Consider the following 21,262-nt stretch of genomic DNA (forward strand, 5'->3'; position numbering starts at 1 on the left):
AATAGATCTCTTTTTGTATATGAAAAATTAACACGTAAAAGGTACAGCGTTACTGTACTTTTATACAGTATAAAAAGCTACTTGACCTTTGGATAAGCATGTAAAATTAGCCTTGTAACAGAGGGATCTGAAATGTATGCACTTACATCGCGATACTAGGAGGCATCATCGTCAACAAGAGCAGAATAAATGGATGTATTTTGTGAAAAAAAGATGAAGTTATCAAAATGATTTTAGACATGTATAGACAAGTTTGATGAAAGAAAGGAAATTGTCGATGAAAAACACAGTACCGAAAAACATGAAAGCAGCTGTTATGCACAGCACGGGAGAAATTAGCATTGAAACATTGCCTGTACCCGGAATCAACCATGATGAAGTTTTGATTAAAGTCATGGCCGTTGGAATTTGTGGTTCAGATTTACATTATTATACCCATGGCAGAATTGGCAAATACATTGTGGAAAAGCCATTTATCCTCGGTCATGAGTGCTCAGGTGTGATTGCTGCTGTTGGATCGTCTGTAAATCAATTTAAAGTTGGTGATCGCGTGGCGGTCGAACCAGGTGTAACTTGTGGACATTGCGAAGCGTGTAAAGAAGGCCGTTATAATCTTTGTCCAGATGTACAGTTTTTGGCAACACCACCGGTAGACGGTGCGTTTGTCCAATATATCAAAATGCGCCAAGACTTTGTCTTTTCGATTCCAGATTCGCTGTCCTTTGAAGATGCTGCCTTAATTGAACCTTTTTCTGTTGGTATTCATGCAGCGAATAGAACAAATCTCCAACCTGGATCAACGATTGCGATTATGGGAATGGGTCCGGTTGGGTTAATGGCTGTTGCTGCTGCCAAAGCATTTGGGGCAGGCACCATCATCGTGACTGACTTGGAGCCGTTACGACTTGATGCCGCAAAAAAAATGGGTGCAACTCATGTGATCAATATCCGTGAACAAGACGCTCTCCATGAAATCTCTTGTATTACAAATGGCAGAGGAGTTGACGTTGCTTGGGAAACAGCTGGAAATCCAGCAGCGCTGCAATCTGCACTAGCTTCTGTGCGCCGTGGTGGAAAACTTGCGATTGTCGGTTTACCTTCGCAAAATGAAATACTGCTTAATGTCCCATTTATCGCTGACAATGAAATTGATATTTATGGCATTTTCAGATATGCAAACACGTATCCAAAAGGGATTCAATTCCTCGCTAACGGTATCGTTGACACTAAGCACCTTATAACAGATCGCTATTCATTAGCAGATACACGTGAAGCGATGGAACGAGCACTTAATTTTAAAAATGAATGCTTAAAAATTATCGTCTATCCAAATGATTAACCTGTGCTAATGATGAATATTTCCGACACTTAGGCTAAAGTGCCTAGCCTTTTAATTAGTAATAAGTCTAATTCTCCTGGAGCGGATTTAATGATTATGGTTAATCCGTTTCCAGTTCTATCTTTAAAAGATTGTAAGTGAAGAGGAACGTTGATTAAGGTTCAAAAACCAAGGCGTTACTTTTTACCCCATTGTTAACGGGTAGTAAGACTTTCACTTCAAGATTCGAGAGAAACAAAAGAAGATAGTGGGAGATACCTGCCCGTAAAGATCCGACGAAGGACAGGACGTCAAAAGATCAGGCGAGACATAAAGTGGCGTACTAAGCGTGATAAGTTTCGCTTACCATCAGTGGGGGATGAAGAAAACCTCCACTGATGGCAGTCTCACTTTATAGGAAGAGGGATTGAGAGATTGGTTTGGCATATCCATCTTATCGACTTGAATACTTCCAATGAAATGAATAATGAAAACGGATTCTGGAGGTATAAATGATGATCGAAACAGAACAATTACCGGTAGTAAAGTCTAAATACAACGAGAAATCTAACTCTAGTGCGGGTTTGTCCTGGCTAGAACGAATTGGATACGGAATAGGGGATATGTCCTATAATATTGTATTCCAATTTGTTAACGCGTATCTTCTATTTTATTATACGGACGTGGGTGGGATTCATCCCGCGGTGATCGCAACTTTGTTTCTAGTCGTACGAGTTTTAGATGCGATATTTGACCCAATTATGGGAGTTATTTTAGATAAAACCAACACGAGGTGGGGAAAAGCAAGACCATATTTATTATGGGTCTCACTTCCTTTTGCATTATTCACTTTCTTGTGTTTTACGACTCCTTACTTTGGACCAACTGGAAACATTATCTATGCGTACATTACCTATATTTTACTCGGCATGTCCTTTAGTATGCAAACGATTCCAGTTAACAGCTTAACCGGGCGGATTACAAATGATGTCCAAGAAAGAACGGTACTAACGACAACACGTATGATATTGGTTTATATTGGGATCCTTCTTTCCATTGCATGTGCAACACCACTTGCTACAGCTTTAGGTGGTGAGAACCAAGCATTTGGATTTCAGATGACGGCTTTAGTCTACGCGATTGTCAGTATCGTTTTAAACCTTTTTAGCTTTTTTACAGTACGAGAGCGAATTGTCCCGAAAAAGAGCGAAAAGCATGGGTTGAAAATGACTTTATCTGTTTTGTTTAAAAACAAGCCTTTGTTAATCCTTGCTTCATCATTTTTGGCGTTTGCCATTGGGTTTAATATTAAACTCAGTACAATGGTGTACTACTTTATGTACAATGTCGATCAAAAGGAATTAGTGTTCTTTGGAACTGTTTTATTTTTTGGTGCAGCGTTAATTAGTAACTTATTTATACCTGTATTTTCTGAAAAATGGGGTAGAAAGAATGTCATGATTATATCGGCCGCTATATCTCTTATTTCGTACATCGGGCTGCATTTTACTCCCTATTCTTCGATCACCTTCATTTTAATTTGGTTGTTTGCTTCAGGATTCTTTACGACTCCATTGAATACGCTTGCTTGGGGCATGATTGCAGATTGTGTCGATTATGCTGAATGGAAAACTGGAGTTCGAGCAGATGGAGTTGTTATTTCAAGTATGAGTTTTACGAATAAATTAGGAGTTGCACTTGCTGGGTCGTTCTCTGCAATTTATTTAGGGATAGCAGGATATATTCCTAATGCAGATCAAACAGTAACTTCACTAAACGCTATTAAAAATATGAATGCATTGATACCAGGACTTTTTATTTTACTTTCCATCATAATCATCTGCTTCTATTCTTTAACTGAAAAAGTATATAAAAAGATGATTTCAGAGTTGGAGCAAAGGTCTAACTAGGAGTGAATATCGTTATTCAATAATCAACAGAGATGTAAATCTTTCTTGGACTAACATAAATTTAGAATAAGTAAAAGAGTGTGATATACGTGCAAAATTATAGAAGTAAAAATCTTTCAGTTGTATGTGTTGGAGAGTTATTAATTGATTTCTTTTGTACTGAAGTTGACGTTGATTTAATAGAGGGACGTCAATTTTTAAAAAGTGCTGGCGGTGCACCGGCCAATGTATCAGCTGCGATAGCAAAATTAGGTGGAGACGCAGCGTTTAGCGGAAAAGTAGGAAAGGATCCGTTTGGTTATTTTTTAAAACAAACATTGAACACTGTAAATGTTGATACATCCATGCTTGTCATGGATAAGAAAGCAGCAACAACGCTGGCCTTTGTTTCATTAAAGAAAAATGGAGAGCGAGACTTTGTCTTCCAAAGGGGAGCAGATGCTCTGTTAACAATGGAGGATATAGATCAAGATAAAATAAGTGATGCGAAAATTCTCCATTTTGGTTCGGCAACAGCTATGTTATCTGATCCATTTTGTACAACCTATTTAAAGCTTATGTCCAATGCTAGGGATTTGGGTCAATTTATATCTTTTGATCCTAACTATCGCGGCGATTTATGGAAGGGAAGAGTCAATGAATTTGTTACATTCGCAAAAAAGGCGATAGCTTTAAGTGATTTTGTTAAGGTAAGTGATGACGAGCTGGAGATAATCACAGGTACTAAAGATTATGAAGAAGGTGTTAATATCCTTCATACAATTGGAGCCAAGATTATAGCGGTTACGCTAGGTAAAAGAGGAACACTGCTGTCTAATGGTAAGAGAAATGAAATTGTAAAAAGCATTCCTGTTACATCAATTGATTCTACAGGCGCAGGAGACGCTTTTGTCGGGGCAACTTTATTCAGATTAGCGAACACTGATCATATTAAATCTATTAATAACGATTTTGAGCAGCTACGTGAAATTGTGACTTTTGCGAATAAGGTTGGCGCTCTCGTTTGTACAAAAATAGGAGCGATTGAAGCACTGCCTTCTATTCAAGAGATAGAAAGATCTTTGTTTCAAAAGTATGTAGAAATTTAACAGAGATTAAACAAAATTTTATTTATCTCTATAATAAAAATTGCTCAAATTTTGTTCATAGACTTTTTTTCTTCTGTTTTAAAATATTTTAAGTGAAAGATAAAGACCTAATATCAATGATTTTATTAAACTATTATCTCTATTAAATGCCATGATAAATAGGCGGTATGATTAATAAGTGCCTCAAACCCTTGATATGACTGGGTTTGTAAGTGGAATGCTAACATTGAGGATTTTAACGGAGGCTTCTCATGAGTTGTGAAAACTTGTGGGAAGCTTCTTTTTTCATTGAATTTCGAAAAAAGTTTGAAGCGAAGTATCGAGCATTTGTACCCATAGATAAGGTTGGGACGGTCTGGTCGTTCGTTTCAACTTTTGTTTCTTTTAACTTTTCACTCGCTTTATCAATTAAGGTGATATTTCCAAATCCGTTTTGAACCCCTTAGATATGTTGAATAGAAAAGGTACAGTCCCTTTTTATCTTTCCCCGATTAAAAAAGCATTATCAGAATCCCTATATTTACTTTACAATTATTAACTTAATCTTTACGCCAGGAAAATATTAAATTAACAATCCATCTGTATATTGTTAGTTGAATACAAGTTGAATACCACGAGAGGTGAGAGAGAATCCAATCTCAATTTTTACATAGGTAAGAAGGAACTTAGTAGGGTAATCAATGGTTTAAAGTTTTAAGTTTCAGAGTTTTTAGGGTCTAGAAATTTCGAATTAAGTGTCCATTTAATGATTGTTAAATTAACTCTAAGAAGGAGACAAACAAAATGATGAAAAAATTATCAAAATTCTTCCTAACAGTAGGACTTGTATCCACTTTGGCAGCGTGTGGGAATCAAGCGAGTTCAACATCTTCAGCTTCCGAAGGTACAGAAAACAAGGGATGGCCGGAAGAACTGACATTGGTTCAAATGCCAAATGAAAACAATCCAAATGCAGCTTCTATGCATACATCCTTGAGAGATCACCTTTCTGAGGAATTAGGAATTGAGGTGAAAGAGTTTGAAGGCGGCAGTTACGCTGTTGGTATTGAAGCATTAGCAAGTGGGAATTTAGATATTATGCTCGCTAGTCCAATGAGCTATTACCAAGCAGATAAACTTGCAGGTGCGGAATTGTTAGTTACTCCTCAAGTAGAGGGTCTTGAATATTATACTGCTTTTATTACAAAAAAAGATAATGAAGAAATCAACAAGATGGAGGATTTAAAAGGAAAGAACTTTGCGTTTGTAAATGCCGCTTCTTCTTCAGGTTATCTTTATCCAAAGGGAACCCTGGTTCAAGAGTTTAACCTAGATCCAGATTTGGTCGAGCAGTCTGGCTACTTTTTTGAAAATGTGACCTTTTCCGAATCCCACCCAAATAGTGTCATGGGAGTAAAGATGGGTGACTTTGACGCAGCGGCAGTAGCTCAAGGGCAGCTGGATAGTATGATTGAGGCAGGAACCATTAAGGAAGATGAATTCAAAACAATTGGACGTACAGATGATATTCCTGATGCTTCTTATATTGTTCGTGAGGATTTACCTGAAGATTTTAAAAAGGCCTTAAGGGATGCGTTTGTATCATTTGAAGATGAGAAATATTTTGAGGCCGTCCATAATGATCCAAAGGCACGTTTTGTAGCGACTGAACAAGATTATTATGATCCTACGATTGAAATGTTAGATGCTATAAATGCGTTAGAGGAAGAAGCAAAATGAATCCATTATTAACAATAAAAAATTTAGTTAAGGTCTATGGTAAAGATACACGTGCGTTGAATGGAATTTCTTTAGATATCTACCCAGGTGAATTTATTGTTGTCATCGGTCCTTCTGGTGCTGGAAAGTCCACCTTTATCCGATGTATCAATCGCCTTGTGGATCCGTCCGAAGGGGATATTATATTTGATGGGCAGCATCTGGAGAAACTTAGTGGGAGGAAACTGCGAAAAGAAAGGTCCAAAATCGGGATGATTTTCCAGCATTATAACTTAGTTGGTAGAACGAATGTAATTAAAAATGTTCTCCATGGCCAATTAAGCAACATTCCTTTATACAAGAGTTTGCTTGGGCTCTATCGTTTTGAAGATAAGAAAGAAGCCGTTGAACTTCTTAAAAAAGTGGGTCTTCAAGACCAAATTTATAAACGAGCCGATGAGCTTTCTGGAGGGCAAATGCAGCGGGTTGGAATTTGTCGAGCGATATTGCAGAGACCAAAGCTACTGCTTGCGGACGAGCCGATCGCGTCGCTGGATCCGCTTTCTGCCAATATTGTGATGCAACAGCTTCATACAATTTCTAAAGAAAAGAAATTAACCTGTATTGTGAATCTCCATCAAGTGGACTACGCCAAAAAGTATGCCACACGAATTATTGGGATTAAAAAAGGGACGATTGTGTTTGATGGCGCTCCCTCACGATTAACGGATGACATGATTCGGGATATCTATGAGGGAAAAGAATCGCAAATGACGCTACAAGGTGTAAGTGGAACACAGTCAATGCAATTGGCGGTGGGACAAAACGATGAATAATAAAACAATTCAAAAGATCCCGCTCGATCATAGAGATTCTAAAAAAATCTATGCAGTTGTGGCAGCCATCTTTGCCGTGTTGATTTTTTCCGGTTTTTATTTAGAGATTTCCTTTATAGAGATGCTCATGGGTTTACCAAGCTTTGTTATGTTTTTCTTTGAAAAGTTCTTTCCGCCAAACGCAGATAATTTTCAACAATATATTCCAGCGGTGGTCGATACACTCGGTTATGCGGTTATCTCAACCTACATTTCTACGATTTTTGCATTTATTTTCGGGATTTTAATCTCGGAAAATACGAATAAATTTAAAACATTGAGGGTGATTACCCGCGGTTTTGTATCAATATTACGAAATATCCCTTTTATTATTTGGGGAGCCTTATTGGTTTATATTTTCGGAATAGGCGGGATTGTTGGCGTTTTGGCGTTGATTCTTGTAACAATCGGATTTTTAAGTAAAAGTTACGCAGAATCGATCGATGAAATTTCTGGAGACAAGCTTGAAGCGTTACGGGCGAATGGTTCTTCTTATTTTCAAATCTTGTTTCATGGAGTCATCCCGCAGTTTGTTCCAGCTTGGATTAATTGGACGTTATTTGCTTTCGAAATTAATGTCCGTGCATCTGCTGTTTTAGGTCTTGTTGGAGCCGGCGGGATTGGCGTCTTAATTGATACAAATATTAATTTATTTAAATACGGAGAAGCGATTACGATTATTGCGGTCGTTGTCATGATTATTTTATTAACAGAGTTAGTAACCAATTCGATTCGTAAACGTTTCGTTTAATTAAAGTAAGGAGATTGAAGACATAATGGAGCACATTCGAGTCACTTCAAAAGGAAGTGTTGGCAAGTCGATTCTTCTTGTTCTTATATTGGGTGCGGTGTTTATTGCAGCTGTGAAGCTTATCAACTTAGATATGCAAAAATTTTATGAACGGTTAGAAAATGTTCCCGACGTCTTAAGTCGAATGATGGCTGTCGATTTTTCAATTGTTCCTGATGCTCTTTTAAATATTGTGACCAGTTTAGCATTGGCTTTGTTAACATTGGTCGTGGCTGTTTTTTTAGCCATGTTTTTAAGTTTTTTAGCAGCATCAAATATTGCACCGAATCGATATTTAGCGATTTTTATAAAAGGTTTTTTTGCCATCATTCGCTCCGTACCTTCATTGGTATGGGGGCTAATGGTGATTGCGAGTCTTGGGTTTGGCAATGTGTCAGGCTTTATTGCAATTTTGATCTCTGCTGTTGGCTTTCTGACCAAAACTTTTACAGGGAGTATTGAAGAGACGGGCGGCGAGATTATTGAAGCGATGAAGTCAACAGGGGCTTCTTGGTTCAAAGTTGTTTATCACGGATTGATTCCGCTTTGTATTACCGCTTTTGTTGCTTGGATTACCGTTTGCTTTGAAACCAATGTTTCTGAATCTATCGGTTTAGGAATCATTGGGGTCGGTGGGATTGGTCTTTTATTGACACAAGCGATTAATACGTATAATTATGCACAAACAACGACGATTGTCATTATGATTTGTTTACTTATGGTTGTGCTTGAACTGGTGATGACGAGGATTAAAAATAAGATTAAATTTGGGAACAGTTGATTTAGGAGGATACTAAGATGATGAAAAATGCAAAATTAAATTGGGTACGCTTGCCGATTAATAGTCTAGAAAACTGTCGAGAGTTAGGTGGGTACAGTACCGAATATGGGCAACAAACAACGTGGCACTCTTTTTTAAGATCAAGTGACATGAGTAAGCTTACTCGAGAGGATATCGTCTTTTTAAAAGAGTACGGGGTGAGAACCGTCATTGATTTGCGAGGAGAAGATGAAATCGAAACTCATAAAAATCCACTTGCTGAAGAAGATTTTTGCGAATATCATAATATCCCGTTTATTACCGAACGGGTTTCAGATATTACTCTATCTTCATATGAAGTTTCCATGGGAGATTTCTATATTGATTTGCTGGAGCAAAAAAACGATCAGGTGAAGAGAATTTTTGATGCGATTGATCAGGCTGAAGAAGGCTGCATCGTCTTTCATTGCGCGGCCGGAAAAGATCGAACAGGGATCTTAGCCATGCTGCTGTTAGGCTTAGCAGGAGTAGAAAAGAAGGATATTGTCTCAAATTATGAAGTAACCTACACGAACTTGGAGTCTATTCAACAGATCGAAAATCCGTATGGAAATATTCCAAATGAGTACATGTATTCAAATCGAGACTACATCCTAAGAGCCTATAAGTATATTCTTCATACATATCAAAGTGTCGATCAATTTTTGATGGCAAAAGGTGTGGGGCAGGATGTGATTGATCGAGTGAAGGGACGGTTTATAGGTTTAGGTGAAACTGTTGCATCATAGAGACGTTTATAAGTTAGAAGAAGAAGTGTTAAAGCACTTCTTTTTTCGTTCTCTCAATGTTGGAAATCACAAACAATAATAATCACAATCTAACTTATCATAGACAAATTATTATATAATATACTAGATTGGTTTTACTTCCGCTTAGCATCCGATGGAAGGGAAAATAACCTTGCGGATAATTGTAGGGTAATTTAGAATTACTGTGTATGTCTGTTGAAAGGAATTGTAAAAATGACCCAACACTCTCTTGTTGACATAGCTTATACGAAAATCCGTGAAAATTTAATTACTGCAAATTATATGCCAGGAATGCTTTTATCAGAAAATGTATTAGCAAAAGAACTAAATATGAGCCGCACCCCTATTAGAGGCGCAATCTCCCGTTTAGAGTCAGAGGGATTTGTCTCCTCTATTAAAAATCGTGGAATTTTCGTGAAAGAGATTTCTATGAAAGAATTGCTAGACATTTCGCAAGTAATCTTATTTTTGCAAGAATTTACTGTAGATGAAGTAGAGGCAAGAGGGCTTTGCTTTGATCTTGAGAAATTAAAAATGTATTTAGAGCTGCAACTTGAAGCAGAAAAGAATGATGACTATTATAAGTATATTCAATACCATATTCTTTTTACTCAATGTATGATTTCATCTGCAAACAATAAAGTCATGCTAGAATTCATGGATTCGTTGAAAGATAAATTTATACGAATGGCTATGGTTAATTGGAAATTAACCCCAAACCAAAAGCATTATTCAGCAAATCAATTAAATAAGATAATTTATGACGCAATTTGTTTGCAGAAATACTCCAGCATTAAGCAGATTTGTAAAGAAACATTCTTAAAAACCCGAGAAAGAATCATTATGTCCTCACCATTTTAAAACTTTTTTGACACAAAAATAGTTGATAGAGACGTATATCCTATCTGAATGAATCAACTATATATTAGTTGTTGGTGATGAATTAGATGGTTTGGATCTTACCAATGACGGAGTTAAGGAAAATGTATTTGATATGATTTATAATTCATCGAGCCTCAAAAAAGCTCAAGATGATTTCCCAGTTTTAGATATTGAAAATTTACCGATATATATAGTGTTTAAAGGTGAAGAGTATAGAACTGATAGCTATGAGATATTAGTTGATTTTTTTTAGCGTTAAAAGGAATTAACTTAAAGTCATTTTCAATTAAAGGGCGTTTGTGTAATAAGCTCAATAGCTTCTAGCTACTAACGATCAGTTTAATAGAAGAAAAACACCCTGGGTGCCGATATCGATATTATTATATATTTTTGAGTGAACATTCTAGTGAGGACCAAATGTTTCATTATGTGGTTTAATTAAGGTTAGATTGTAATATGTTCTCGTGTAAAACCCCCAATCTATGGGCAAAATGATGTAAGGCTTTTAAGCCAAACATCTAACTCTATTTTTCTCCCATTTTGAGAACTAGTCATGTAAATGATTTATATCAATAGCAATAACCACTTTCTATAAAATTTAGGGAGTGGTTTTTAAGTTGTTAAAATTTGTATATCAAGATTTTTTGGATGACAGAAGATTTAAGAACACTTCAGAGATAATCATAGTATGAATTTTGTGGAAACAAAGTGAAATTGTCCCCTTGTCCTACTTTACGATAAATTTGTTAATTATTCACACTCTTGTAATTATATTTTATATTTCCTTCAACTTGTTTTTATAGAATGATAGTAATACTTAATGATAAGCAAAAAATGTTGAAGGAGTTGGAAAAATGAAGAATGTATGGAAAAAAGCGATTTTACCCATTGCCTCTATCAGTATAGCATCTGTGTTGTTGATACATACCATTCCAGAAACTTTAGTTCAAGCGGAGTCGAAAGCTCAATCCCAGGTACAAATGAAGAACAATTCTCTTCCATTGGGAACACCTAATTTACAAGAGGAAAGAATATCTGTAAGTCTAGCCCCTGGAGTAACTTATACAAGAATCAATCGCAGTGAAACATCGCCTAAAGATTTTTTTACAATCGATGTGGCATTTGTAGCAACACATGAGCAAGCAAAAGGATTGTCGGAAAAATTAGAGAAGGATGGTTTTAAGAACCATATCATTCGAGAACCGAATCGGGCGATGGATGATCAAGAAAAAGACCCGCTAGGATTTATTGTCCGTGTTGGTCATTTTGAGCTAGAAGCTGACGCTAAAGCATTTCAACAAACCTTATCTGAAAAAGGGTATACGGGCCATCGAGTGGTGTATACCGGTGAAGACGGAGACCAAACTACAGGACCATGGGTTATAAATGTTTTAGAAGTCAATCCCGATACATTTAAAGGAAAAGTAATGCCTGAATTAGGGAATGACATTGTGACAGGTAAAGAAACTTTAACCCAAATGGCTGAAAGGAATGAGGCCATTGCTGGAATTAATGCAGGATACTTTGTTGTGGGTGAAAAGGATGGAACATCTGGAGATCTTGCAGGTATATTTGCTAATAATGGACAACTTGTGAGTGAAGCGATTAATGGCCGTTCAGCTCTGATTCTATCTTCAACTGGAGAAGATGCAGAAATCGCTTCGGTCTCTACTTCTATTCAAGCGGCATCTTCTGACGGTGCTGTTCGGGAAGTTGATGGATTAAACCGAAAGCCAGGATTGATCCGCAATTGTGGTGGTGTTGGTGGAGACACAACGACAGAATTACCGAAGCATGATTATACTTGCACAGACGAGAGTGAACTGATCCAATATACTTCCGTATTTGGTGAGAAGACGGAACCCGGTCAAGGGGTGGAAGTAGTATTAAATGATTCTGGTGAGGTAGTTGAAATTCGCAACCAACTTGGAGGCGAAATTCCAAATAGTGGTTCTGTTCTTGCGGGAACGGGAGAAGCAGCAGAGTGGCTTCACGATCATGCTCAACAGGGAATGAAGATCCAGGTTAATAGTGACATCATTGCTGATGGAAAGCCATTAGAACTAGAGCAAACAACCAGCATCTTAAATGGTGGCCCTCGTTTATTGGAAAACGGTAAAATCGCTATTAATGCAGTGGAGGAAGGATTTCACTGGGAGGAAGATCCAGGGTTCTACTACCGATTTGGGGAACGACGTAATCCAAGAACTCTTGCAGGAATTAAGGAAAATGGCAACCTATTATTTGTAACAATCGACGGACGTGCTCCAGGATGGAGTGTTGGTGCTAATTTTGAAGAAAGTGCTAAAGTGATGAAGTCATTAGGAGCAGTGGATGCCATTAACCTTGATGGTGGAGGATCAACTAGTATGACCGTTGGTAATGATTTAGTAACAAGACCCTCTGATGCAGCAGGTGAACGGCCAATTGCCGACGCAATATTGTTAATAGAATAATAGATTAGAATGTGATATGGAAATAGACCTTAATCCTTTGATTCGTATTTGATTGAGCTTTTGAAGAATAACCTATACAAAGAAGGCTGACTCAAAAAGTTGCTGAATAACAACTTTTTGGACAGCTTTTTTGATTTTCTTGGGTAAAATGATAGCATTTCCACAATCATTTCTGGTTTATGTGTATCTATTACTTCTTGGATCGCTTCATACCAAACTGTATCTCCAGTTAGTGAATAGAAGGTATGAATTAATGGAAAAAAAAACGAGGTTTCTCATATGGATGAGGTCAACAAACTGATTCATAAACCTTTGCCCTATATCATCTGCATGATCGATGAATTGGACTGTGTGCTGGTCTAAAAAAATTTAAAAAACTAGAAAAAGCTGCAGACCTTAACAACGGCGGCAAAACGAGGATTGTTAACGAGACACTGGAATTATATTTTGCAATTGGGGGCCCATTGGAAAAACTATATAAAAATGATTAAAGAAAAACCGTTAAATACATTCATTTGTCGGTTTTTTATGGCCTTTAGTATCTTTTCTAATCACTTAGTGTTTTTTGTGTTTTTAAATACAAACTATTATGCCAAACAGGCATTTTTTATAATAACCTCTAACACAAAACGATTATTCTATATGGTGTAGTTTGGGCAGGGATACTTTTTGTGGCAGGTCCATAAATAACAATTAGATCACGGTTAGCGGGGGTTTTTGAAAAGGATTGCCCATTTGTTAATACTATTTGAGTATATGGAGATATATTTATTCGTAATCGTCCATCACTACTCTCCAGCTGACTATTAAAATAATCTACTTTTACATTTTGATATGTGTTATCTTTTGCCATGACAAGTGCTTGATATTGTGGGGGGTAAATAAGAGGTACAGGTGCATTACCATCATAATATCCAGTTATTCGATCTCCTACTGCTACCATTACATGGTCTACAAAGTAAGTTGTGGGTGACACCACGAAGTTTACTAATGCTCCCATTCCATTTTCTACTGATATTAATTTATAACAGTCTTCTCCTTCGCCATTTTGCCCTGTAATAAAATCACTTATCATAGTGACCGTCCCATGAAAAGAATAAAAATTAATCATACGCATACCTCCATTCTTTTGAAAAGATAATGCATTGAACAATATAACAAGCGTGTATTTCAACATTAGTAGGGCTGCTTAACTTTGTTCCAATTATCGATGCTGCCCAACTTGCGGATATAGTTTGAGTTCCTTTCCATGTTAAAAGGTTTTCGGCATATCCTAATGTATCCGAACTAGAAATACCAATAATAAGTTAAAAAAAGTAAATCATAACGCAGATTTTTCTTTTTTTATTTTTAACAACGGGATTTAAAGCAGCTACAGCAAGAATTTCGCCTTTAACGGTTTGATCTAATTTACCATTTCATAGTAAAGCTGTGTTAGATAAACATTTGTGAATTACTTTGTGTACCATATGCAGGTCAATACCTATATGACACCATAAAGGTTAGGAAAATGATCTGTATAGCAATGCTAAGGGGATTGAAAAGTGAAAAAATGTGAATTGTTAATAAAACCATCAAAGGGGCTAACAATTTAGTGAGGTCTGCAAGGAGTTTTACAAAAATAACTATTTTATAGGTATACACACATTTCTGAGAGTACAAGTTGATAGGTAAATGACTAAGGAATATGATGATGTGAGATTAAGAAAGTAAAGGAGTTCATTTTATGTATTATAACTATCCATATAGTCATGAAGCTTATTTGTATTCAACTCCATTCCAAGCTGAGAATTATTACCATGCAATCCCTGATGAAAGACAATTTGGTGGGTTTCCACCTCCGTTTGCACCACCTGGTCAAGGTTCAACTGCAGGACCACCAACTTCACCACCGCCATCATTTGTTCCTCAACAACAAGTAGAAGCATATGCAGTTGACCCAGGAGGTATTAGAGGATGTTTATTTAGATACACGTATGTGTGGCTGAGAGGTTTTGAATCATTTTGGTTTTATCCAACATTTGTAGGTAGAGACTCTGTCGCAGGGTATCGTTGGACTGGATTTAGATGGGTTTATTTCGGAATAGACTTACGACAAATTCAATCGTTTACTTGCTATTAATAAGAAAAAGGTTTGTGTATCTAATAATCAGTGAACACTGAAATGTCATAAATGTTAAAAGGTATAATTGCTTAAAAAAAGTGATTTATACCTTTTCTTTTGTTCATAAAAAAGATGTTTATTTAAAATTTTATCTAGAAGAATAACTGCAAAATAATTAGTAAAGTTAATAACATTTAATGTGTTATAAAAGGGTAGGAAAACACCTACCCAATGATCTTAAAAAACGCTCATACTATTTTGAAATATTTTAAGTGAAAGAATATATACCTATAATATTAAATGATTCTTTAAATCTATTTTCCTCTATTATATATCATGATGAATAGGCCGCATGATGTAAGGCATTTAAGCCAAAACATCCATGAAATAGTTAACTCTATTCTAATAACTAACAAGGAACGAATATCTGAATGAGTGAAGTACTACATACATCTTAAAATTTATTTTTGTATTCTTTTTGTATATTTTTAGGAGAAAGATTGTATTCCTTTTTGAAGAGTCTGTAAAAACTCGAATAATCAGGAAACCCGCATTGTAAGGCAATATTCTCTATGGACATCTGATTTTGTTTAATCATCGTTACAGCAAAAGCTAGACGTTTTAATGATACGTAACGGTAAAAGGGCAGATCCATGTTCTTTTTAAAATAATGAGAAAAATAATATTTATTTAAATGGAAATAACTGGATACTTTGTCTAAACTTAAATCCGGATCTGTCAAATGTGATTCAATGTATTCTAGTATAGATACTAGCCTTGGGTCCAGTTCATCTTTGTTATTAAGATTTGGCATACTGCTTGCAGGATTGAAGATGATTTGAAGCACTTGAAATAATAGGTAATGCAATGTAAATGAAAAGTTTTCTCCGCTATTTGTTCTATTCGTTATTTCAGAAAGGAAAGAAATGATATTCTGAAAGTTTTTTGCATTCAAATTTAACACATAAGAGCCTTGTGTCTTTTGATAAATAATATTCTCTTTCAAAGATGGTGAACTAGATTCAAAGTCTGACATTAAATGCGGACTAACAGTTAAAACTATGCGCTCATAGTTATCGAAATCCTTTACAGTAGCCTTATGAACAGCATAAGGAGGAATCACTACAACATCTCCTCTCCTTAAGGCATATGTCTTTCCTTCACAAAAAAATTCACAATCCCCGCCTAAAAATACAAGAACCTCCATAACATCGTGACTGTGTAAACGGAATAATGGATCTGTTTGGTAAAATCTCTCTGCAGATTGGTTATGTTTCTTAAGCCATTCATAGGATTCATTATTTTTGATAAAGGAATAAATTTCAAAGTCTTGATTTTTTGCTGGAATAAAAACAGACTGATTCATCATGGTATCCTCTCTCATACAGCAAGATTTACAATCTTTATAGCAATAAGTGTCATTTTTTTTTAACTTTTTGTTGCTATTATAACACTATGAATGAAAGCACTAACAAAAATTTTAAGAATGTATAGGGAATAATAGGGACATCTGAAAAACCATTTTACCATTCAGATAGTGATAAATAATCAACCGCATGACTAATACCATATTGGCAATTTTCGTAGTATTCATTTGTTAGCAGAAGTTTATTAAACAAAGAGTGGGCACCCTATCATAAGATTTTTAATCATCTAACAGTAGAATAGCCAAAAGAATCATATAGATGCGATATATACAGATAAACGATATTTAGGAGGAATAGTAGTGGAAGTTAATCATAACCAACCAGAATTAGAAGTTAGAGCTAAGAAAATCATTGAAGTGGATGGATTAAAATTTAAAGATTTAAATAATGATGGGAAGCTAGATCCTTACGAGGATTGGCGTTTGAGCCCTAAAGAACGTGCAGAGAACCTAGTTTCATTGATGAATATCGATGAAAAAATCGGTATGATGCTGATTAATTCACGTAAAATGGGACTTGCTCAGGAAGATAAGGAAAAGACAAGTCATGATGGTGTATTAGACGAGGCAATTATCGAAAAAGGGGAAAATATCTTCGCACAATCAAAAGTATATGGAACAACACATACTATTGAGAAAAGACATTTAAGACACTTTATATTAAGAGACAACTTTAGTCCATCTGAAATCGCAGAGTGGATTAATAAAATGAATGAAATTGCTGAGGGAACACGCTTAGGTATTCCTTGCTTGGTTACATCGAATTCAAGAAATGAAAATGCAGAATCTATCTTTGGTATGAATGATGCAGGAGGAGTTTTCTCTACATGGCCTGGAACTTTAGGACTTGCAGCGGCAGCTAAAGGCGAGATTAAAAACGGTGGCGATGCATCACTTATTAGCGAATTTGCTGAAATCGCTCGCAAAGAGTGGGATGCTACTGGTATTAGAAAAGGTTATATGTACATGGCGGATACTGTTACAGATCCGAGATGGCAACGTACGTATGGTACGTTTGGAGAAGATCCAGAATTTATTTCTGATGCTATTGGTCGTCTTATTGACGGATTCCAAGGTGAGGAATTAGGGAAGCACAGTATTGCAATGACAACGAAGCACTTCCCAGGTGGAGGAGCAAGGGAGAATGGATTTGACCCTCACTATAAAGAAGGAAAGTGGAATCTTTACCCAACTCCAGGCAGCTTAGAAAAATATCACTTACCACCATTTAGAGCAGCGGTAGAGCATGGAACATCATCTATCATGCCATATTATTCGATCCCAAGCATCAAGAAGAGTGTGGTACAAGAGTTTGAAGGCGAAGACATTCCATTTGAAGAAGTAGGCTTCACATTCAACCACTATTTCATTAACCATATTCTAAGAGGCAAGCTTGGTTTTAAAGGCTATATTAATAGTGACAGTGGTATTGTAAATAATATGAGCTGGGGAGTAGAAGAATTAAGCGAGGCTGAACGTTTTGCGAAAGCAATTAATGCTGGGACAGATATCGTTGCTGACACAAATGATATAGAAAATCTTAAAATCGCTGTTAGCAAAGGCTGGATTAGTGAAAAGCGTATTAATGAAGCGAATGTACGACTCCTTACTGAAATGTTTACGTTAGGTATTTTTGATGATCGCACATATAATTCACCAGAAGAGGCTACAGTTGTAGTTAGCAACATAGCGAATTGGGAAGCAGCTTATGAAGGACATAAAAAATCTGTAACGATCCTTAAAAATCAAAATGAGACGTTACCATTAACAGTTGAAAAGCTTAATAATAAAAAGATTTATGTGGAAGTATTACACAAGGAAGTAGAACGAGCAACAAAATACACTGAGCAAGCAAGAAAAGAATGTCAAGAGCTCGGCCTATTTACGATGATAGATAACTATGAAGAAGCTGACGTAGCGATCATTTTCTTGCATCCAAAATCAGGCTCTTACTTCAACGCGACACCTGGACTATTAGAGCTTGAGATTTGTGAGGATAAAGTAGTATCAGCTTTAGATGGCTCATTGTATCAGGAAACGACTATAACTGGTATGGATCATTTAAAAGAAGTGACAAACAGCCTTCATAGCCGTGGTGGAAAAGTTGTTATGAGTGTTAATGTAACATTGCCATGGATACTTGGAAATATTGAACCAATGGCAGATGCATTAATCGCTGGATATGATACCTTCTATAATGCACAGCTTGAAGTTATCGCAGGTAATAGTAATCCAGTAGGTGTTTTACCATTGACATTACCAGCAAGTGAGGATGTAATCGCGGTTCGTCAGAATGGCGAATCTGTGTCAAGAAATGATGTACCTGGCTATGATAAGGACAAATATATGCCTGCAGGACAATCATATGCATATAAGGATAGCGATGGTAATATCTATAAACTCGGTCATGGACTAACATATGCATAATAAGTGTTTATTTTAATGATAATATGTGTTTAAAAATGAGAAAAGGTCTTTCATTGCTCAGTGAACAGATGAAAGGCCTTTTTTAATGTTGATTGTCAGAAGAGTATTTACTAAAGAAATGATTTGGAAGAAGCAGGGATATCTCTGCTTCTTTTTATGTTAACGTTTGGTGCCATTGTTCCTTATATGGAATGCGGTTTGGAAAACCTAACATGTCTCCTTATCTATAAACAGGCAATAAAAGTTTGAATTTCATACTATTTTCCGTTTGAAATAGGCCTTTCGAACTGGGTGTTTTTTCAGCAAATCATATATTCTTAGAGTAAAAAAACGAGAAGAAATGAGGAGCTATTATGCTTAAAAGAATTGGCTCATTGATTATTACATTATTACTATTTTCCTCAGCAATTATTCCATCTTTCACACATGCATATGAAAATACGCCATATCAACCTCCTCTAACAATAAGAGGAACAACGGTAACATATGGTGTAAATAGTGGGAAGGGCAGATTGGATCTACAATGGACAACAATGCACAAAGCTACACATTATTCATTGTTATTATGGAATGGGAAGCAATATGATGAAATTCCTGTCGGGTTACAAACGTCTTGGACATCACAAGGTAAAGGAATATTTCCGACAGAGGAAGAGATAACTAGTAATCAAAGTCATTTTCATATCGATGGAAACGGAGAAGAATTAGCAGATGATCCGAGAGCACTTTACATGGCCAACGAAGCTGTAGAATCTAGTCGAGCATATCGATTTAAAGTAAGAGCGTATTATCCCGATTCTACATTCGAGGATTCTCCTGAAACAATCATGACGCTGCAAGATGTAACTGCGCCAAGCGCTCCTGAACAAGTGAGAATAGAGGGAAACAAAGTGAAGTGGACATCTTCACAAGATAATACAACAACAGATTTAACCTACCAAATAAAGTTTAAAAATTTATCTGGCTCATGGATTGATTACTATTCTACAAAGGAAACAGAAATTGAGATACCTGATCTGTTTAACAGGACCACATCTGGTTTTACCTTTGAAATAATCGCGAAGGATCAAGAGGGAAATTATTCAAAGACATGGAGCAGCTTTTTCCTTCCAGCTACAACCTTTTTAGGTTATTCGATCCCTAATCAATATATAATTGGAAATCAAGCCAACTGGAATTTTCAAGTAAAGAATAATGAGTCAGTTGCTTGGACTAATGATTCTAATATTGAAATACAATTTTATGATGAACCTGAATTAGAAGGTGTACGTCTGCAGTTAAATAATCAGGAAGTTATCCAACCAGGACAAACTAAAACGTTCTCTCACAAACTGTCATTTTTTTCAGAAGGAAATCATACATTTTCATTTGACTTAGAACGTAATGGTCAAAGAATGTATGTCGGCTCAACAGTAAACGTCATATCGAGCTATCCAGTTTTGCCGACATCTGATTTTGTATTAAACCAAGGAAACATTTTTACTAATTCAAGATATGTAACCTTGCAGCCTCAATCATATTCTCTAAATGGTGTTTCCTTATATATTCGCGAACCAGGAAATGAGTGGATGGAATTGCCTTCTTCACAGTTTCTATTGACTGAAGGAGATGGAGAAAAATCAATTGAGGCAAAATGGGTGGCAAGTTGGGGTGCTGAATCTGCTGTTACTAGAAAGGTTTTGACATTAGATCAGACACCACCTGTTTTAAAGATAACTCGTCTACCGTCTGTTGTGAAAAATTCTGTTGCAATAAGTGGTCATGTTAGTGACAATCATATTTCACAAGTTACAGTAACGGCAAATGGGCTAGTTCTTTACTCAGGTAACATCCCTGGAGATTTCATAACGAACTGGGATACGTCTAAGCTTCCAAGTGGGAACTATCCAATATCTGTCATTACAAAGGATTTGGCAGGTAATTTATCGACATACGAATCAAAAATTACTGTTGATCATACGCCACCAGTAAAACCAACAACAGATAGTGTAACTGATAAAAGTACAGTGATTACGGGGAAAGCTGAACCATTATCAACGATAACAATTAAAAGAAGTACTACATCTCTAGTAACTGGTACGGCAGGAGTAGATGGGAAGTTCTCATTGAAAATACCTGTACAAAAGGCAGGAACGCTCTTAACAGTTTACTCAACAGATCTTGTAGGAAATCAAAATTCTTTAGATGTAATTGTAAAGGATGTTACAGCTCCTACTAGTCCAGTTGTAGATGCTATTTCAAATTTGGCTGTAACCGTCACTGGAAAAGCAGAAGCAAATGCCTCTATTATCATTAGTAATGGAACAAAAACGGTAGGATCAGGAAAAGCGGCTAGCGACGGTAAATTCAAGGTTACCATTCCAAAACAAACACAAGGTACAAAATTAACGATTATTGCTAAAGATTCGGCAGGAAATAGTAGTAAAGCAATCTCGTTAACTGTTATTGATAAAATTGCACCGAGTAAACCGATTCTGAACAGTATAACTTACAAGCAAAGCAGCTTAACAGGAAAGGCAGAAACGTTTGCGACAATTTCTGTTTACCGTGGAAAAACGTTTTTAAAGTCTGCGAATGTTACCTCAAAAGGTACATTTTCTGTAAGTATAGGGAAACAAAAGAGAGGGACGGTCTTAACCGTTTATGCGAAGGATGCTTCCGGCAACATAAGCAGTGCTGCTTCAATAAAAGTGAAATAATTTTGATGGAAAATGAAAAG

General features: G+C 36.3%; 15 protein-coding genes. 13 read left to right on the forward strand and 2 right to left on the reverse strand.

Going from position 1 to position 21,262, the window contains the following annotated elements; translation table 11 throughout:
- The first annotated feature begins 277 nt into the window (after nt 1–277).
- From GMB29_RS01435 to GMB29_RS01480, 10 genes are all read left to right on the forward strand, one after another.
- Nucleotides 278–1,339 carry an NAD(P)-dependent alcohol dehydrogenase gene (locus GMB29_RS01435; protein WP_136358370.1) on the forward strand — a complete coding sequence of 354 codons (1,062 nt, stop codon included), beginning with the start codon at nt 278–280 and terminating at the stop codon, nt 1,337–1,339.
- Between the two features lie 494 nt (nt 1,340–1,833).
- Complete coding sequence (locus tag GMB29_RS01440; protein ID WP_136358372.1) at nt 1,834–3,228, forward strand: MFS transporter; 1,395 nt, start codon at nt 1,834–1,836, stop codon at nt 3,226–3,228.
- 89 nt (nt 3,229–3,317) lie between these two features.
- Complete coding sequence (locus GMB29_RS01445) at nt 3,318–4,316, forward strand: carbohydrate kinase family protein (RefSeq protein WP_136358374.1); 999 nt, start codon at nt 3,318–3,320, stop codon at nt 4,314–4,316.
- Between the two features lie 783 nt (nt 4,317–5,099).
- The gene (locus GMB29_RS01450; protein ID WP_136358376.1) at nt 5,100–6,035 is read left to right on the forward strand and encodes a phosphate/phosphite/phosphonate ABC transporter substrate-binding protein; all 936 of its coding nucleotides are present in this window, start codon (nt 5,100–5,102) and stop codon (nt 6,033–6,035) included.
- A complete protein-coding gene (phnC, locus tag GMB29_RS01455; RefSeq protein ID WP_136358378.1) occupies nt 6,032–6,850 on the forward strand; it encodes a phosphonate ABC transporter ATP-binding protein in 819 nt (272 codons plus the stop codon). Before GMB29_RS01450 ends, phnC begins: the two co-directional genes overlap by 4 nt.
- Entirely contained in the window at nt 6,843–7,640 is a 798-nt protein-coding gene (phnE, locus tag GMB29_RS01460; protein ID WP_136358380.1) for a phosphonate ABC transporter, permease protein PhnE, read from the forward strand. The genes phnC and phnE overlap by 8 nt, the downstream gene beginning before the upstream one ends.
- A 25-nt stretch (nt 7,641–7,665) precedes the next feature.
- Nucleotides 7,666–8,460 carry a PhnE/PtxC family ABC transporter permease gene (locus GMB29_RS01465; protein ID WP_136358382.1) on the forward strand — a complete coding sequence of 265 codons (795 nt, stop codon included), beginning with the start codon at nt 7,666–7,668 and terminating at the stop codon, nt 8,458–8,460.
- Between the two features lie 17 nt (nt 8,461–8,477).
- Entirely contained in the window at nt 8,478–9,227 is a 750-nt protein-coding gene (locus GMB29_RS01470) for a tyrosine-protein phosphatase (protein ID WP_136358384.1), read from the forward strand.
- Between the two features lie 216 nt (nt 9,228–9,443).
- On the forward strand, nt 9,444–10,109 hold the full coding sequence (locus tag GMB29_RS01475; protein ID WP_136358386.1) for a GntR family transcriptional regulator: 666 nt from the start codon (nt 9,444–9,446) through the stop codon (nt 10,107–10,109).
- Nucleotides 10,110–10,984: 875 nt separating this feature from the next.
- Entirely contained in the window at nt 10,985–12,586 is a 1,602-nt protein-coding gene (locus GMB29_RS01480) for a phosphodiester glycosidase family protein (RefSeq protein WP_136358388.1), read from the forward strand.
- A gap of 619 nt (nt 12,587–13,205) precedes the next feature.
- Here the strand turns inward: GMB29_RS01480 and GMB29_RS01485 are convergent.
- Nucleotides 13,206–13,697, reverse strand: a complete 492-nt coding sequence (locus GMB29_RS01485) for a hypothetical protein (protein WP_136358390.1) — start codon at nt 13,695–13,697, stop codon at nt 13,206–13,208.
- Nucleotides 13,698–14,312: 615 nt separating this feature from the next.
- Between GMB29_RS01485 and GMB29_RS01490 the strand changes: the two genes are divergently transcribed.
- A complete protein-coding gene (locus GMB29_RS01490; RefSeq protein WP_136358392.1) occupies nt 14,313–14,708 on the forward strand; it encodes a hypothetical protein in 396 nt (131 codons plus the stop codon).
- A 436-nt stretch (nt 14,709–15,144) separates the two neighbouring features.
- Here GMB29_RS01490 and GMB29_RS01495 read toward each other — a convergent pair whose 3' ends face one another.
- Nucleotides 15,145–16,056 (reverse strand): AraC family transcriptional regulator, encoded by a 912-nt coding sequence (locus GMB29_RS01495; protein WP_136358394.1) that lies wholly within the window; start codon nt 16,054–16,056, stop codon nt 15,145–15,147.
- Between the two features lie 360 nt (nt 16,057–16,416).
- On the opposite strand from GMB29_RS01495, the gene GMB29_RS01500 reads away from it, so the two are divergent.
- Nucleotides 16,417–18,543 carry a glycoside hydrolase family 3 protein gene (locus GMB29_RS01500; RefSeq protein ID WP_136358396.1) on the forward strand — a complete coding sequence of 709 codons (2,127 nt, stop codon included), beginning with the start codon at nt 16,417–16,419 and terminating at the stop codon, nt 18,541–18,543.
- Nucleotides 18,544–18,896: 353 nt separating this feature from the next.
- Complete coding sequence (locus tag GMB29_RS01505; RefSeq protein ID WP_136358398.1) at nt 18,897–21,242, forward strand: Ig-like domain-containing protein; 2,346 nt, start codon at nt 18,897–18,899, stop codon at nt 21,240–21,242.
- Nucleotides 21,243–21,262 lie beyond the last annotated feature (20 nt).

It is taken from the genome of Metabacillus sediminilitoris (assembly GCF_009720625.1).
In the GTDB taxonomy this organism is placed as follows: Bacteria; Bacillota; Bacilli; order Bacillales; family Bacillaceae; genus Metabacillus; species Metabacillus sediminilitoris.